This window comes from Streptomyces sp. NBC_00872 (assembly GCF_045161915.1).
In the GTDB taxonomy this organism is placed as follows: domain Bacteria; phylum Actinomycetota; class Actinomycetes; order Streptomycetales; family Streptomycetaceae; genus Streptomyces.
This window is the reverse complement of record NZ_CP108806.1, coordinates 4,390,899-4,406,752: the sequence shown is the minus strand read 5'-3', so window position 1 is coordinate 4,406,752 and position 15,854 is coordinate 4,390,899. Positions and strand designations below refer to the sequence as shown.

The following is a 15,854-nucleotide window of genomic DNA, read 5'->3' as shown; positions in this document are numbered from 1 at the left end:
GCGCCTCAGATCGTCGCGGTGTCGATCACGAAGCGGTACCGGACATCGCTCTCCAGGACCCGCTCGTACGCGTCGTTGATCTCGCTCGCCCCGATCAGCTCGATCTCCGCGCCCAGTCCGTGCTCGGCGCAGAAGTCCAGCATCTCCTGGGTCTCCCGTATTCCGCCGATGCCCGAACCCGCGAGGGTCTTGCGTCCGCCGAGGAGGGAGAACAGGTTGAGCGAGACGGGCTCCTCGGGAGCGCCCACGTTCACCAGCGCGCCGTCCGTCCTGAGCAGCGAGAGGAACGCGTCGAACTGGAGGGGCGCGGAGACCGTGGAGAGGATGAGGTCGAAGGTGCCCCTCAGCTTCTCGAAGGTCGCCGCGTCACCGGTCGCGTAGTAGTGGTCCGCGCCCAGCCGCAGACCGTCGTCCTGCTTGCGCAGCGACTGGCTGAGCACGGTCACCTCGGCGCCGAGCGCGTGCGCGATCTTGACAGCCATATGGCCGAGACCGCCCATACCGAGGACCGCGACCTTCTTGCCGGGACCGGCGTTCCAGTGCCGCAGCGGTGAGTACGTCGTGATGCCCGCGCACAGCAGGGGCGCCGCGACATCGAGGGAGAGGCCGTCCGGGATGCGGAGGGTGAAGTTCTCGTCGACGACGACCTGCGAGGAGTAGCCGCCGTAGGTGGGCTCGCCGTTCTTGTCGAGCCCGTTGTACGTGGCGACATTGCCGTCGAGGCAGTACTGCTCAAGACCCGCCCGGCAGTTCTCGCACTCGCGGCAGGAGTCGACCATGCAGCCGACTCCTACACGGTCGCCGACGGCGAACTTGGTGACGCCGGGGCCGACCTCGGCGACGACACCGGCGATCTCATGGCCCGGGACCATCGGGAAGATGCTCCCGCCCCAGCCGTCCCGGGCCTGGTGGATGTCGGAGTGGCAGATCCCGGCGAACTTGATGTCGATCAGGACGTCGAATTCGCCCACCGGGCGGCGTTCGATGGTGGTGCGCTCCAGCGGAGCCTTGGCGGCGGGAGCGGCGTATGCGGCAACGGTGGTCATGCCTGGGTCTCCTGGAAAGTCTTGCGTACCCGCAACCGTGTTGTCCGGGCACGCTCACCAGCCTGGACCGCGGGCTCCCGATTACCCAGGTCACCGCTTTACGTACGTCCAGTGTTCGTACTACCGGTGGGATCAGGCTGATATGCGTACGACCAGGAATACTGGAGGCATGGACGATCAGACGGTCCCCTCCCGGTCCCCCCTGGCGGGGCCCCTCGACCGGCGGGCGGAGCTGGCCGAATTCCTCCGCACCAGACGGGCCAGGCTCAAGCCGGAGGACGTGGGGCTGCCCGACATCGGCCGGCACCGGCGCGTACCGGGCCTGCGGCGCGAGGAGCTGGCCCAGCTCGCCGGGGTGTCGGTGGCGTACTACATCCGCCTTGAGCAGGGCAACGGGCGCAATGTGTCGAGCGAGGTGCTCGACGCGATCGCCCGCGCCCTGCGGCTCACGGACGCGGAGCACGCCCATCTCGTCCATCTCGCGAGCCCCAAGCCCCAGAAGAAGCGGCAGGCGTCCACGCGGCCCCAGCACGTCCGGGGCGCTCTGTGCCAGCTCCTGGAGTCGATCGAGGGCGTCCCCGCCTATATCGGCGGCCGGCGCTCCGAGATCCTCGCCTGGAACCGGATGGCCGCCGCGCTCTTCGGGGACTGGGGGGAGCTGCCGGTCCGGGAGCGCAACTGGGCGCGGCTGGTCTTCCTCTCGCCCGCCTACCACGATCTGTTCGTGGACTGGGACACCAAGGCCACCGACATGGTCAGCTATCTGCGGCTGTACGCGGGCTGCCATCCGGACGACCCCGAGCTGTCGGCGCTGGTCGGGGAGCTGTCCGTGAAGAGCGAGGTGTTCCGGCGGCTGTGGGCCACGCACGACGTGAAGGAGAAGAGCCACGGCGTGAAGCGCATGCGGCACCCCCTGGTCGGCGAGCTGACGCTCTCGTACGAGGCCCTGACCCTGCCGGACGACCCGGAACAGTCCCTGGTCGTCTACCACGCCGAACCGGGCTCCCCCTCCGCCGAGACCCTGCGCCTCCTCGCGAGCTGGGGCCCCGACCCCACCCACCCGGAACCCGCCACCCGCACCTGACCGTGCCGTGTCCGCTCGCCCCTTTTTCAGCGGGCGGCGGCGGCCAGGGAGAGGAGGAGGTGGGCCGACTCGGGGTGGAAGTAGTCCGAGTGGGCCCCCGCGACGGGGAGCGTGCTGCGGTAGAGGCGGCTGGCGTTCACATTGATGATCCTGGCCGGGGGATCGGGGAACTCGTACGGGACGGTCGTGGGCCGCAGCAGTGTCGTGTGGATCGGGCCGGCCGCCTCGGTCGCGCCACGGAAGCCCACGGCGTTCGCGCCCTTCTCGCCGATCCGGTGCCATCGGCCCAGCGCGCGGTCCCGCGGGGTGAACGTCAACGCGATCGGCGCGTTGAGCATGTTCCGCTCCAGGAGGGCCGAGAACGGCGGATGGGCGAAGGCGTCGGCCGGGACCGCCATCTGGAAGACCGTGAGGCTGTCCACCGTCCACGGGTAGTTGTCGTCCTGCCAGGGCCAGGACAGTGTGTCCGGGCCGTCCAGCAGACGTTCGCTCGTCTCCATGACGGCGGTGGTGAGGAGTCTGCCGCCGAAGGAGTGGCCGACACAGTGCAGATACTGCCCGTGGATGTTCCGCAGGATGTCCGGGCCGGGATCGGGCAGCGTACGGCGGTCGTTGAGATACCCCAGCAGCCCCGCGAGCACCCGGCCGGCCCGACCCTCGCGTGATATGGCGGCGGCCCGGTCCCTGACGGTGCTGTAGCCGCCGAACGAGGGCCACCGTACGCAGATGTAGTGCGGCCGGAATCCGTCGAGTTCCGGATACCGCGCGGGCTGTCTCTCGTACAGCTCCGTGAGAAGTTCGAAGAGCCGCCTGGCGGATTTCCGGGACTTCCTCTTCGAGGTGCGCCAACCGTGCACGTACACGAAGATGTCCGTCGCGCCCTCGTCCAGGTGAAGGCGCTCCTCCAGTACGGCGCCGATGTCGTCACGCGGCACCGCTGACTTTCCGTCGGGGGCCAGCAGATTCCCCTGTGCGTCCAGATCCAGCAGATCCACCAGGGGTCTGGTCGGTCTCGCCGGTCTTCCGGGTCTCGCCGGTCTGACCGGTCTGGTCGGTCTCATCGATTCCCCGCCTTCACCGGAGCGGCGTCCTCGGGAACGGCCGCTATATGGTTGTCCATCCCGCGGAGGAGCGTGAACGCCAGTCCGAGCGGTGTCGCCTGTTCGTCGAGATAGCGCCGCGCGAGATCCCGTGCAATCGGGGCGACGCGGGTGCCCGGCCTGAAGAACGCCTCGAAGAAGCGGCAGGCGTAATGGCTCGCGAACTTTCTGGGAATGTCGACCTGCGGTCCGACAAGACAGCCGACCCCCAGATTCAGCAGCGCCAGCCCCAGCCCCTCGTGCAGCGCCGGTGCCGCTCTGCCGCCCGCGCAGACCATCATGAAGCAGAGCGGGCTGGCCATGCGCTCGCTCCGCTCGCTGCGCCAGTACTCGAAATCGGAGGAGCGGATGGGTTCGTCGTCGGTGAGGACGACACGCGCCTCCGCCGGGCCGTTCGCCCCGAAGGTGAGCGCGCTGCCGTGCGCGGCGAAGAGCAGGACGTGCTCGTTCACCCCCGGATCGCAGAAGGCCTCGGCCACCTCGTCCTTGCGGGTGCGCAGCGCGATCTCGGAGTGCCGCTCCATCAGGCCCCGGACGTTGTCGATGACCGGCGGGGTGTCCCCGGCCTTCTGGATACGGGTGTCGAAGTGCAGCCCCGAAAGCAGCGCGCCCCCCTCCTCGTTGATCACATGGTGGTATCCCTCGGCCCGCCCGATGCTGTGCTCGATCAGATGCGTGTAGCCGAGAAACCCGCTGGGCTCCCACTTCGCGTCCCTGCCGTTGAGTCTCGTCGCCGGATCCGGTGGAAGGTAGAGCATTCCCCAGGGGATGAAGACGTCCGCGGAGTGGACCGTGATGACCTGTTCCCCCTGCCGCAAGGCGCCTTTCAGGGATTCCCACAGTCTCTTCAGGCCGTCGTCGCCCTCGGTGAAGAGGAATTGCAGCAGCTTGTGGCCGGCCCTGGCCAGTTTGAGACCGACGGGCCGCAGCAGTTCCTGGGCGAACGCGGCGCCGAAGGAGTCGACCGGAAGGCTGTCGTAGTAGTACTCCTTGCGGGTTTCCGGGATCCGGTACCGCACCACGTCGTCGAACCAGCAGGAGAGCGCGGTCTGCACCGCCACGGCGATCTCCGAGGGCTTACGGCGCATGATCCCCCGCCATTCGCCGTTCCCGTCGTAGGGGACGGCGTCACCGTGCATACGCACGGTGAAGGAGTCGGGCGCGCTGGTGCGCTGTTCGAAGAACAGATGGATGGTCCGGTGGGCCACCCCGCCGTTGTCTCTCGGTACTTCGTGGAAATTGTCGAACCTGTCGAATTCGGTGGTGAAGGATATGTCCCGCGTCATCGTGAGGGTTCCAGGTCCTCCGCGTCGAGGGCGGGCAGTTCGGCCGTGAGTTCCTGGATCACGGCACCGTCGGCACGGCGCAGGACATCGATGAACAGCTTGACCGGTCCGGCGGAGGTGGGGGTGATACGGAAGTCACCCGGCGCGGTCCCCCGCGCGTCCGTGAGACGCAGATGCATCAGCGAGGGGCTCACCTCGGCCGACGAGGCGTCCATGCGGACGGTGATGTCCAAGGGGCGTTCGTCCGTCGCGTCCGTGGCCGGATCAGGCTCCCAGGGCTCGTCGAGCGGCTGGAGAAGGAAGGTCAGGGTGATCGCCGCGCCGGGACGGGTGGGCAGCGCGCCGTCGGGGACCCGCAATCGGGCCCGATGCCCGCGTTTGCGGGGACGGTTGGCGCCGGGGGGACGGCGGGTGCCGGAGGGGGTGCCGCCGTCCGAGGGGGTTCCGGCGCCGGCGCCGGAAGAGCTGTCGGCTGGTCGGCGTCCGGGGGCGCGGACTCGGCCGCGCCGGAGGCCGGAGCGGACGGCGATGACCGCTCGGGCGGCGACGGTAACCGCGAGAACTCCAGCGCCGACGGTGTCGGCGGCAACTGTTCCATCCGCGACCAGTCCAGGGCCCGCTCCGTGAGCGGCCCCCGGGAGAGGATCTCCGGAGCGGTGAGCTGGAGCAGCGCGCTCCAGGGGCTGAGCGGGCCCGAACGGTCGAGGGCGTACACCTGTCTGCCGGGCGAGGAGAACGCCCACAGGCGCGAGGCCGCGGCGACCCTGCCACCGGCGAGCGGAGAGTCCAGGAACAGGCCCGACCGTCTTGGAGCGCTGAGCATCGCGAGGTGCGGTTCACCGCTGAGCGCCACCGCGTCCGGCGCCGTGACCGGCAGACCGCCGGCCGAGTTGCGCCAGGTGATGTCGAGGCAGCTCAGCCCGGAACGCCGACGCCACTGCGGAAAACCGCCGCTGCCGCCGGCGGCCCTGCCCTGCCCGGTGGTCTGCTCGGCGGCGTCGGTACGGCAGAGATCGACCATGAGGGTGACGGATTCCGCCAGGGAACGGCTCAGTTCACCGACCACTTCGCTCAGGGGCACGGTCGCCCCCGGTGAGAGGGTCAGCAGCAGATCGAGCCCGCCGTCGCCCATCCGGGCTACCCCGTGCGCGGCGATATAGACGAGCAGCATGTTGTCGCTCTCGTCCACGACCGTTCTGAGGTTGTTCCGTACGTCCTCCCAGGAGCCGGGCTCCTGGAGCAGATGGGTGCTCGACCGCGAGAAACCGCAACCGCTGCGCAGCAAGGCGTTGTAGAACGTACCGGCGTCGTCCGACGGGCGGACCGGTTTGAAGCCGCGCCCTGGCGGAGTGACACCGGCCGCCGGGCCGGGGCCGGGTGTGGAGCCTGGCATGGTGCCGGGTCCGGGTCCGGGGTCGAGGTAGGGCGCCGCGAGTCCGAGAGCGAGGGCATGCCGCTGGGTGCTCTCCCTGCGCAGGGATACGGCGGCCAGCCGCGCGGGCAGATAGGTGGACTCCTGCTCGTTCAGGGCCCTGTTCAGTACGAGGGAGGGCCGGTAGCCGGCGGCGTTGCGCAGACAGGCGCCGTGGTAGCCGCCGCTGCGCAGCATGGACGCCAACTGGCGGTGCAGGGAACCGAGATGGAGCGCCCGCTCCCCGGAGTTCATACCCGCGCGCAGCAGTGTCACCAGATGGCTGGTGAAGACGGAGGTCGAGTACGTGTTGACCGCGTAGCCCAGCGCGCTCGTCCCGACGGCGGAGAGGACGGCGATTCCCTCCCGGGCCAGCCGGTCCAGAGCGCGTCTGATGCCACGGGGACGCACCTGGCCGGGCTTGGGCCCGGAGGAGAAGCAGACATCGAGAATGAGCAGACGGTCGGCCCGGCCCGGCGACGGCGACGACGCCATACGGTCGGCGACATCGAGAGCCGAGATCCAGGTGCCGAGGTCGGTACCGTCGGAGTTCCGGTCGGCGAGGAACAACTCGCCGTCCGTCAGGGCCCCGTGACCGGTCCAGTAGACGATGAGGGGGCCGTCCTCCGCCGCCGCCCCGGCGACCCGGTCGAGCACCTCGTCACCGTTGTCCGAGAACACCACATCACAGTTCTCGGGATCGATCGCGCCGATCAGCGGGTCCGCGAGGACGTCCCGTACCTCGGCGACATTTCTGCGTATACCCGGTGGCAGCGACAAGGAGGGGTCGTTGTACGACGCCCCCTCGACTAAAACCGCCCGTGCCGATGCCGATGCCGTTGCCACGTCGCCCCCCAGAACCCCGTCGCGGCAGAGTAACGCTCGCCGGGCGGACGCGTGGCCGATCCCTCGGAATCGGTCAGCGGGTCGGGGATTCGGGCCTGACCGAGGAGTACAGCAGCTTCCCTTTGCCGAGCGGCTGTTCCTTGACCTCGCCTCTCCACAGCAGCAGGCCGTGCCGCCGCTCCCAGCGGGCCGCCACACCGGCCCGTACCAGCCACTCCGCGGACAGCGGCAGCGGATACAGCGCCACCCACGGGGACCAGAAAAGGGCACCGAGCAGCGACGGCACGAAAAACAGAAGGAGGGACGACCGGTCGACGAGGTGGTGCCGCACGGTGTCGTCGCCGGGCAGGACCGCTTCGGGATCGTTCAGCGGCACTGCCGTCTCGAAGGTCCGCACCTCGCTGATCGGTGTGAACCGGGTGGCCCCGACGAGCGCCCCGCAGACGCAGGCGCTGAGCAGGAAGAGGAAGCCCAGCCGCCCGGAGGTGTCGTCCGCCGCCGGAATCCCGCGCACGCCGAAGGCCACCGGTGCGCTGATGACTGAGGCGCACACCGCCATCGTGACGCCCATCAGCTGATGGTGGACATATCTGACCATCGATTTCCCCCCCGTGGCCCCGACGCGGAGGGTCGCCCCGCCCCGGCATCCCCCGTCCCGCACCGCGACCGCCGGTCCGGGCCCCGTGCCCCTACCGGTCCCGGTGAGGGTTGGCCGCGCCGTGGACCGTACCGCCCGCCCGTGCCGGACGCCGTCAACCGTAGTTCGGGGCCGTCCGGCCCGGCCACCCGCCGATCTGAACGGTCGGTGAATGCCGGGAGGCCCGGGTGGGATCGGAGGGCCCTCCGCGTCACGCGCCCCGGGCCGCCGTGTCCCGTCCGCGGGCGGGGTGGTCAGCCGACGCAGAGGACGAGCAGGCAGATCCGGTCCGGTGACTCCGTCGAGGGCGCGGGGTTCGGGGGCGGTGTGTCCGCCGTGGGGTTGTCGGTGGGGGAGGACGGTTCGGCGGGCGGCGGCGTGGTCGTCCGCGGGGGCGCGGGGTTGGTGGTGGGTGTGCCGGCGGTCGCCGCGGGTGTGGTGCGCGGCTTCGGGTTCGTCGTCGCGGTGGGGCGGGTGGCGGTGGTCCCGCGCGGGCTCTTCGTCGTGGTGCTGGCCAGCACGGTGGTGGTCCTGCGCGGTGGGCCGGTGATCGCGGACGGGTGATCGCCTGTGCCGGAATCGCGCGGATCGCGGGCGCGGGGCCGTACGGATGACGAGTCGGTGTCGGTGGCGTCCGCCAGGGTCGTGGCCGTGGCTTTCGGCTCCGGCGTCGAGGACGCCTGCGCGTCGTGGCCGGTGGAAGGGCGGGACGGCAGCACGGCGAGGGTCAGACCGCCCCCGACGAGTGCGACGGTGGACGCGACCGCGGCCCGGCGCCGCTGTTTCTTCCAGCGTGCCAGTTGGCGGCGCCGGGCGGCGCGGCCCTCCGTCGCGGGGGCGGTGTGCTCGGAGCCGCTCGGCGGCCCGGCGTCCGACACGGCCGGCACACCCTCCGTCGCGGTCTCGGACACATTGCCGGGGCCTGTCTGTCCCGCTTCGAGGTGAGGCGAGTCGTCATACCCCGTCAGGGCCGGGATCAGGGCCGAGGCCGGGACCGGGGCGGGGGGCTCCGGTGTGCGCCATGTCTCCGCCGGCGTCACGGTCGTCAGCGCCGTGTCGCGGTGGAGTTGATGGCCGGGAGGGGCGATGTCCGGGGCGTACGCGCCGCACCCGGGGCACACGAGAGCACCGTTGAGCGTCCGACGGCACGAGGAGCAGTAGTCCATCCGCGATCTTCCTGTGCTGGCTGCGCCACCAGGGACTCCGGCGACCTGTTCACGTTCGCACTCAGGATCGAACGGGCAACAACGTAACGGCACCTGCGGGAGGTCGTGCGTCGACCGTGTGTTGCTCTCGCGAAGATTGTTCGCCGGCACCCGTGTCCGGCGCCCGCGCGGTCGCCGTTCACCACCTGGCCCGATGCCGCCCTCGCTACGATCGTCGGCGTGTGCGCGAACATCATGGTCGCCGAAGACGACGTGAAGCAGGCCGAACTGGTGCGCCGCTATCTGGAGCACGAGGGACACACGGTCACGGTCGTCGAGGACGGCCGTGCGGCTCTTGAGGAGGTCCGGCACAGAGAACCCGACCTGCTCGTCCTCGATGTGATGATGCCCCGGGCCGACGGCCTCGACGTGGTGCGGATCCTGCGTGCCGAGTGCCGGGAGGTGCTGGTGCTGATGCTGACGGCCCGCAGCACCGAGGACGATCTGCTGCTCGGCCTGGATCTCGGCGCCGACGACTACATGACCAAGCCGTTCAGCCCTCGTGAGCTGATGGCCCGGGTACGTACGCTGCTGCGCCGCAACCGGCGTCCCGCCGGTCCCGCTTCCGGCGGACCCATATCCGCCCCCGCCCCCGTCCCCGCCCCCGGCGCCGTCCCCGCCTCCCGTCCCGCGCCCGCCGCCGTCGAGGACGAGGTGCTGTCGGTGGGCACACTCACGGTCGATCCGGCCCGGCACGAGATATCGGTCGGAGGGCTGCCGGTGGTGTGCACGCCCGGCGAGTTCCGCATCCTCGCCGCGATGGCGGCGGAGCCCGACCGGGTCTTCACCCGGCAGCGCCTCCTGGAGGAACTGCACGGCTTCGACAAGTACATCAGCGATCGCACCGTCGATGTGCACATCATGCATCTGCGCAAGAAGATCGAGCGCGCACCGAGACGGCCGGTCCGGCTGCTCACCGTGTTCGGCGTCGGCTACAAGCTGACCGACCCCGCGAAGGGCGCACGCCATGCTCCGTCCTGACGAGCGGACACGGCCGCCGCTCCGTAAGAGCCTGCTCGGCCGGCTGCTGACCGTATCGGCGCTGGTGGCCTCGTGCTCGGTAGCCGCCACCGCCTGGCTCGCGGTGCAGACGACCTCCGGCGCGATCCGCCAGGAGCAGGGGCAGAACCTCAGCTCCGACGCCAAGATCTACAACACCCTGCTGGGGTACGCGGCCACCCACCCCGGCTGGGAGGGCGTCGACGGCACCGTGCGGGAACTGGCCCGGCAGTCCCAGCGCCGGATCGCGCTGACCACCCAGGACCGGCGGACGCTCTTCGACTCCGCCGACGACCCGTCGGCCGGCGCTTCCGCCGGAGCCTCTTCCCGGAGCTCTTCCGGGAGTTCTGCCGGGACCTCCTCCGGTCCTTCGTCCGCCGCCCCGCTGCCGGCGCAGGCCTCGGCGGTCGTCGACCCGCTGTCCGTCGACACCCTCCTGGTGCCCGATGCCCCCTCCGCCGGCGCGGACCGCGTAGATCCGCGTGCTGTGGGGCCGTTCCTGCTGCCCGCGAAGGAACGTGCCGGCCTGCGGCAGGCCATGGCCAGGAGCGTGGGGTGTCTCAACAGGGTGGGTATCGCCGCGGATGTGGTCGAGAGCCCGAGCGGGCGGCCCCATGTCCAGTTCGTGAGCAACGACACCGACCGCTCCATGGAACTCAAATGCCTGTCGGTCGAGTCGAGCGGTCCCACCACGACCGAGAAGAAGGCCCTCCACTCGCTCAATCAACTGGCCGACGCCTGTCTGAAGCGCCAGGGACGTACGGGCGTGAAACTGAATCTGGACCTGTCCTGGGACCGGGGATACGGACAGGACGTCGCGGACCCAGGCCTACCGGTCGCGCGCCCCGCGTCCGGGGGCGCGATCAGCGGGGGAGCCGTCAGCGAGAGCGTCCTCGGCGAGGCCGGCATCAGCAAGGAGGCGGCGGCCGAGCGGCAGGCGGCCGAAAGAAGAGCGGCCACGGCACGAGCGTACGAGGACAAGCTGGCGGCGGCTGCCCGGGGCACGCGCACGGGCCCCGTACCCGTGCCCGTGGCCCGCGACAGCGGGTACGACCGGGCCATCGCCTCCTGCGTCGGCAGCGCCCGCCGCGAACAGCTCACGGCCTATGTCGCCGCGCCCGCACTGCTGTTCATCGACGACCCCGGCGCCGCCGGTGTGCCCGGGTTCGATCTCTCACCGGCGAACACCGCTCGTATCGTCGGGGTCACGGCCCTCGTCCTCGCCCTCACCGTCGGCGCCTCGGTGATCGCCGGAGCCCGGCTCGTACGCCCGCTGCACGCGCTCACCGGCGCCGCGCAGCGGATGCGGGACGGCCTGGACTCGGCGCCCGTGCCGGTCGGCCCGGACAACGAGATCGGACGGCTGGCGGCGGCCTTCAACGACATGGCCGTACACCGCGCCAGGCTTGAGGAGCAGCGCAAGGTGATGGTCAGTGATGTCGCGCACGAGCTGCGTACCCCGCTGAGCAATATCCGCGGCTGGCTGGAGGCGGCCCAGGACGGTCTGGCCGAGCCGGATCCGGCGTTCGTCTCCTCGCTCCTGGAGGAAGCGGTGCAGCTTCAGCACATCATCGACGATCTCCAGGACCTGGGGGCGGCGGACGCGGGTGCGCTGCGCCTGCATCTGGAGCCGGTGTACGTCTCGGATCTCCTCGGCCAGGTCGCCGCGGCACACCAGGGTCTGGCCGAGACCGCGGGCGTCACACTGACGGTCTCCGGGACGACGCCCGGTCCCCTCCGCCCGTCGCCCGATCCCGTTCGCCCGTTGCCCGGTCCCGTTCAGCCGTCGCCCGGTTCCGTTCAAGCGCCGCTGCACGCCGACCCGGTCCGGCTGCGCCAGGCCGTCAGCAATCTGGTGTCCAACGCGGTACGCCACACTCCGCCCGGTGGCACGGTGACGCTGCGCTCGTACGTCACCGGCTCCGGCGACGAGGTGGCCCTGGAGGTGTCCGACACCGGCAGCGGTATCCCGGCGGAGGACGTCCCCCATGTGTTCGACCGCTTCTGGCGGGCCGAGAAGTCCCGCAACCGGAGCACCGGCGGCAGCGGCCTCGGCCTGGCGATCGTCCTCAAGCTGGCCGAGGCCCACGGCGGCACGGCGAGTGTGGAGAGCACCGAGGGGCGTGGCTCGGTCTTCACCGTGCGGCTGCCGGCCGGGCCCCCCGGCCCTGATGCGATGACCATGACGTCCTGACAGCTTCTTCACAAGTGGTCGCCAGTCTTGAGTCCTGCCCGGAACCTGGTGCGACTCGGCATCCAGGTATCACCAAGGCCGGGCTGGAACTGGAGCCTTACATGCCCCGCCACAACCGCCTGCGTTCCGCTGTCCTGACCGCCGTCGCGGCCGGCGCGCTGCTCGTCCCGGTCTCCGCTGCCGTCGCCTCCGACAAGACCCCGGCGCCGTCGGCGTCGGCGTCGGTGACCGAACGGCCGACCACGGCCGACAAGGACGCCGAACGGAAGAGGGCCGAGGCCGCGAAGGCCGAGGCCGCCAGGGCCGAAGCCGCCAAGAGGACCGGGACCTCGAAGGACCTCTCGCCCGAGGAGATCAGGAAGGCCGAAGCCGCGAAGGCCGCGTCCGTCGGCAATGCCCCGCGGGGTGGTGTCGACGCGGGCGAGGCCCCGGCCGCCGGCAGCACCGGCGTCACCACCCTCGTCGGCTCGGCCGCGGGCGCTCTGCTGCTCGCGGGCGCCGGCACCTTCGTACTGCGCCGCCGCTCCGCCGAGCGACGTGAGGTCTGACCGGCACAGCGTCTGACCCGGCACAACGGTGGCGCCGTCCTTCGCCGGGCGGCGCCACCGCGTATTCACCAAGTCCGATCCGGCCCAGCCCAGCCCAGCCCAGCCCTGCTCCGGAGCCCGCTGTGTCCCCTGCGCACCACCCGGTACGGCGCTTCGGCACCCCGCCGGCCCTTTCCCCTCTCGCCCTCGTCGTACCCGTGGTCCTCACCGTGCTCGCCGTGCTCACCGGCTGCTCGGCGGCCCCCGATCCGGCTGTCCCGGCCTCCGCCCCCGCAGTCGGCACCGCCTCGCCCGGCGCTCCGGAGACCGAGCGGCCCGCGGCTCCCACCGAGGTCGCCATCCCCTCGATCGGGGTCACCAGTTCGCTGATGGAGCTCGGTCTCAACGCGGACCGAACCGTCGAGGTACCGCCGGCCGAGAAGGGCATGACCGCGGGCTGGTACACCGGCGGTGCCGTGCCCGGTGAGGCCGGTGCGGCCGTCATCATCGGCCACAACGACACCCGCTACGGCAAGGCCGTCTTCCACGACCTCAAGAAGATCGCCAAGGGCGCGGACATCACCGTCACCAACGACCGGGGAGAATCGGCGCACTTCACCGTCACGGGCACCGAGAGCGTCGGCAAGGACTCCTTCCCCACCGAGAGGGTCTACGGCCCGACCGGGGATCACGCCCTGCGGCTGATCACCTGCGACGGCGACTTCGACGCCCAGGGGCACCCGGTGAACAACCTCATCGTCTACGCGACGCTGGACTGACTCCTCAGCGGGAGCTGTCGTCCGGCGGGGCCGCGGCGCGGCGGAATTCGGCGTTGATGCGCTGGGCCTCTTCGAGCTGGTCCTCAAGGATGACGATGCGGCAGGCGGCCTCGACGGGGGTGCCCTGATCGACGAGTTCCCGCGCACGGGCCGCGATCCGCAACTGGTAGCGGGAATAGCGGCGATGACCGCCCTCGGAGCGGAGCGGGGTGATCAGACGGGCCTCTCCGATGGCACGGAGGAAACCGGGCGTGGTGCCGAGCAACTCGGCCGCCCGGCCCATCGTGTAGGCGGGGTAGTCATCGTCGTCCAGCCGGCCGCCGAGTGAATCATCCGCTGTCATCCGCACCTCTTCCCGGGAACGCGTCGAGGGGCCCGGCGCCGTACAGCACCAGGGCCCCGAAGGAAATTGAACACCATCGACATTCGGGCACACGCGATGAGGGCCCGACCGGCGCGCGCCGGTCGGGCCCTCATCGCTGTTCTGGTGTCGGCCTACGGTCTCTCCGACAGGCCCTACAGGCCCTTGTCGCCCGCCCCGGGGTCAGACGGGACCGGCGCCGAGCATCGCGGACGCCTTCTGGAGCGAGGTGAGAGGGCGCGCGGGTGCGGCGGCCTGGGGAAGACCGCGGCAGGTGAAGCCGAGGAGCGTCATGGCCCGGATGACTTCGCCGGCGCTGAAGTCACGGCGGTCCTGGCGGGTGATGACCTGGCCCACCTGCATGGCGGGGTACTGACGGCGGCCGATGATCACGGACTCGCCCACCACCGGCTCGGGCTTGACGGTCCTCATCGATTCCAGCACCCCGCTCTTGGTCAGATCGAACGGGAATCGGGCGATGACACAGCGCATGATGCCTCACAGGGAGCAGCAGGGAGAAGCACGGAGAAGCAGGGGGAAGAGGGGTGTTCCAGGTCCTGTCCGGACAGGACCTTAGGCCGCCGCGTTGACGGTGGACCGGCGCTCGGGCGCGCGCCGCGCGGAACCGCCGCGGCGCCGGCCCCGGGAGGTTCCGGCGCTCCGCTTGGGGCGTTCGACCACCGGGGAGGTGATGACGACCGGGACGCCCGACGGGGTCCGGGCGCCGGTGATGCGGGTCAGGGCCTCTTCGCCCGAGCGCACCTGGGTGATCTGCGGGCGGATCCCCGCGTCCGCCATGAGGCGGTCCATGTCACGGCGCTGGTTCGGGGTGACCAGGGTGACGACGCTGCCGGACTCCCCGGCCCGCGCGGTACGGCCGCCGCGGTGGAGGTAGTCCTTGTGGTCGGTGGGCGGGTCCACATTGACGACGAGTTCCAGGTTGTCGACGTGGATGCCGCGCGCCGCGACGTTGGTGGCCACCAGCACGGTCACGTGCCCGGTCTTGAACCGCGTCAGGGTACGGGTGCGCTGCGGCTGGGACTTGCCGCCGTGCAGGGCGGCCGCCCGTACACCATTGCTCAGCAGATGCTCGGTCAGCCGGTCGACGGCGTGCTTGGTGTCGAGGAACATGATCACCCGGCCGTCGCGGGCGGCGATCTCGGTCGTCGTCCGCAGTTTGTCGGCGCCGTGGACGTGGAGTACGTGGTGTTCCATCGTGGTGACCGCGCCCGCGGACGGGTCGACGGAGTGGACCACCGGGTCGGTCAGATAGCGGCGCACCAGCAGATCGACATTGCGGTCCAGGGTGGCGGAGAACAGCATCCGCTGCCCTCCGGGACGTACCTGGTCGAGCAGCGCGGTGACCTGGGGCATGAAGCCCATGTCGGCCATCTGGTCGGCCTCGTCGAGGACGGTGATGGCGACCTCGTTCAGCCGGCAGTCGCCGCGGTCGATGAGGTCCTTGAGCCGGCCCGGGGTCGCGACGACGACCTCGGCCCCGGCGCGCAGCGCCCCGGCCTGCCTGCCGATCGACATCCCGCCCACGACCGTGGCCAGCCGGAGCTTCACCGAGCGGGCGTACGGGGCGAGGGCGTCGGTGACCTGCTGCGCCAGCTCGCGCGTCGGCACGAGGACCAGGGCCAGGGGCTGACGCGGTTCGGCGCGCTGTCCCGCCGTACGGGCGAGCAGCGCGAGACCGAAGGCGAGCGTCTTGCCGGAGCCGGTCCGTCCGCGGCCGAGGGCGTCCCGGCCCGCGAGGGTGTTCGGCAGGGTCGCGCCCTGGATCGGGAACGGTACGGTCACGCCTTCGGCCTTCAGCGCGGCCAGCAACTGCGCGGGCATGCCGAGATCGGCGAACGCCTCGACGGCGGGCAGCGCGGGCGTGATCGTCACGGGCAGGGCGAACTCCCCCTGCAACGCGGCGGGTCGGCGGCCGGAACCGCCCGAACGGCTCGGGCCGCCCGAACGGTTCGGAGCACCGGAACGGCTCGGGGCACCGGAACGGCTCGGAGCGCCGAAGCGGCTACCGCCCTTTCCGGAGCCGGAGCCGGAGCCAGAGCCGGAACCGAAGCCGGAGCCGCCTTTACGGGTGCGGGCGAAGCGGTCGTTCGTGCGTGTGCGGTTCATACGGAACCTTCCTCGACGCGGCACGTATCAAGGAATTCCCGGAGCGATGAACAGCACGGAGAATTGCGAGAATGAGCCGGGTGAAATGCGAAATCGAATCTGACCGGTGAAAATCCTGGGAGCCGGGTGAAGAGGCGGCGGCACGTCGGCCGCGCCGGCTCTGAACGGACTCGCGTCCGGAGCGTGGGGCGGAATATCCGCCCGAAGAGGGAGGGCGTCCGGATCCCCGCCGGGAAATGATGATCGGCGAGG

General features: G+C 70.8%; 15 protein-coding genes. 5 read left to right on the top strand and 10 right to left on the bottom strand.

The annotated features are described in order from the left end of the window. Window positions 1-5 precede the first annotated feature (5 nt). Window positions 6-1,046: an NAD(P)-dependent alcohol dehydrogenase gene (locus OG214_RS18800; RefSeq protein ID WP_363085642.1), complete on the bottom strand. Its 1,041-nt coding sequence runs from the start codon at window positions 1,044-1,046 to the stop codon at window positions 6-8. Between the two features lie 169 nt (window positions 1,047-1,215). Here OG214_RS18800 and OG214_RS18795 point away from each other — a divergent pair, with 169 nt between their 5' ends. Further along, a complete protein-coding gene (locus tag OG214_RS18795) occupies window positions 1,216-2,130 on the top strand; it encodes a helix-turn-helix transcriptional regulator (protein ID WP_365902299.1) in 915 nt (304 codons plus the stop codon). Window positions 2,131-2,156: 26 nt separating this feature from the next. Here the strand turns inward: OG214_RS18795 and OG214_RS18790 are convergent, their stop codons facing one another. From OG214_RS18790 to OG214_RS18765, 6 genes are all read right to left on the bottom strand, one after another. Then, a complete protein-coding gene (locus OG214_RS18790; protein ID WP_405985382.1) occupies window positions 2,157-3,125 on the bottom strand; it encodes a hypothetical protein in 969 nt (322 codons plus the stop codon). Between the two features lie 62 nt (window positions 3,126-3,187). Continuing rightward, window positions 3,188-4,516 carry a hypothetical protein gene (locus tag OG214_RS18785; protein WP_363085639.1) on the bottom strand — a complete coding sequence of 443 codons (1,329 nt, stop codon included), beginning with the start codon at window positions 4,514-4,516 and terminating at the stop codon, window positions 3,188-3,190. Beyond that, window positions 4,513-4,875 carry a hypothetical protein gene (locus tag OG214_RS18780; RefSeq protein ID WP_405985381.1) on the bottom strand — a complete coding sequence of 121 codons (363 nt, stop codon included), beginning with the start codon at window positions 4,873-4,875 and terminating at the stop codon, window positions 4,513-4,515. The genes OG214_RS18785 and OG214_RS18780 overlap by 4 nt, the downstream gene beginning before the upstream one ends. Then, the gene (locus OG214_RS18775) at window positions 4,821-6,707 is read right to left on the bottom strand and encodes a hypothetical protein (RefSeq protein ID WP_405985380.1); all 1,887 of its coding nucleotides are present in this window, start codon (window positions 6,705-6,707) and stop codon (window positions 4,821-4,823) included. The genes OG214_RS18780 and OG214_RS18775 overlap by 55 nt, the downstream gene beginning before the upstream one ends. Window positions 6,708-6,846: 139 nt before the next feature. Further along, window positions 6,847-7,344 (bottom strand): hypothetical protein, encoded by a 498-nt coding sequence (locus OG214_RS18770; protein ID WP_405985379.1) that lies wholly within the window; start codon window positions 7,342-7,344, stop codon window positions 6,847-6,849. Between the two features lie 320 nt (window positions 7,345-7,664). Continuing rightward, window positions 7,665-8,576, bottom strand: coding sequence for a hypothetical protein (locus OG214_RS18765; protein ID WP_405985378.1), 912 nt, complete (start codon window positions 8,574-8,576; stop codon window positions 7,665-7,667). A gap of 219 nt (window positions 8,577-8,795) precedes the next feature. Between OG214_RS18765 and OG214_RS18760 the strand changes: the two genes are divergently transcribed. The 4 genes from OG214_RS18760 (at window position 8,796) to OG214_RS18745 (ending at window position 13,114) form a co-directional block, all read left to right on the top strand. Beyond that, the gene (locus OG214_RS18760) at window positions 8,796-9,596 is read left to right on the top strand and encodes a response regulator transcription factor (protein ID WP_405985377.1); all 801 of its coding nucleotides are present in this window, start codon (window positions 8,796-8,798) and stop codon (window positions 9,594-9,596) included. Next, a complete protein-coding gene (locus OG214_RS18755) occupies window positions 9,583-11,808 on the top strand; it encodes a sensor histidine kinase (RefSeq protein ID WP_405985376.1) in 2,226 nt (741 codons plus the stop codon). The genes OG214_RS18760 and OG214_RS18755 overlap by 14 nt, the downstream gene beginning before the upstream one ends. A 101-nt stretch (window positions 11,809-11,909) precedes the next feature. Beyond that, on the top strand, window positions 11,910-12,356 hold the full coding sequence (locus OG214_RS18750) for a hypothetical protein (RefSeq protein WP_405985375.1): 447 nt from the start codon (window positions 11,910-11,912) through the stop codon (window positions 12,354-12,356). A 122-nt stretch (window positions 12,357-12,478) separates the two neighbouring features. Continuing rightward, window positions 12,479-13,114 (top strand): class F sortase, encoded by a 636-nt coding sequence (locus OG214_RS18745; protein WP_405985374.1) that lies wholly within the window; start codon window positions 12,479-12,481, stop codon window positions 13,112-13,114. Window positions 13,115-13,118: 4 nt separating this feature from the next. On the opposite strand, the gene OG214_RS18740 is transcribed toward OG214_RS18745, so the two are convergent. From OG214_RS18740 to OG214_RS18730, 3 genes are all read right to left on the bottom strand, one after another. After that, the gene (locus tag OG214_RS18740) at window positions 13,119-13,457 is read right to left on the bottom strand and encodes a MerR family transcriptional regulator (RefSeq protein ID WP_363084186.1); all 339 of its coding nucleotides are present in this window, start codon (window positions 13,455-13,457) and stop codon (window positions 13,119-13,121) included. A gap of 201 nt (window positions 13,458-13,658) precedes the next feature. Beyond that, window positions 13,659-13,967 (bottom strand): SCO5918 family protein, encoded by a 309-nt coding sequence (locus OG214_RS18735; protein ID WP_363085601.1) that lies wholly within the window; start codon window positions 13,965-13,967, stop codon window positions 13,659-13,661. Between the two features lie 81 nt (window positions 13,968-14,048). Next, window positions 14,049-15,602, bottom strand: a complete 1,554-nt coding sequence (locus OG214_RS18730; RefSeq protein WP_405985373.1) for a DEAD/DEAH box helicase — start codon at window positions 15,600-15,602, stop codon at window positions 14,049-14,051. Window positions 15,603-15,854 lie beyond the last annotated feature (252 nt).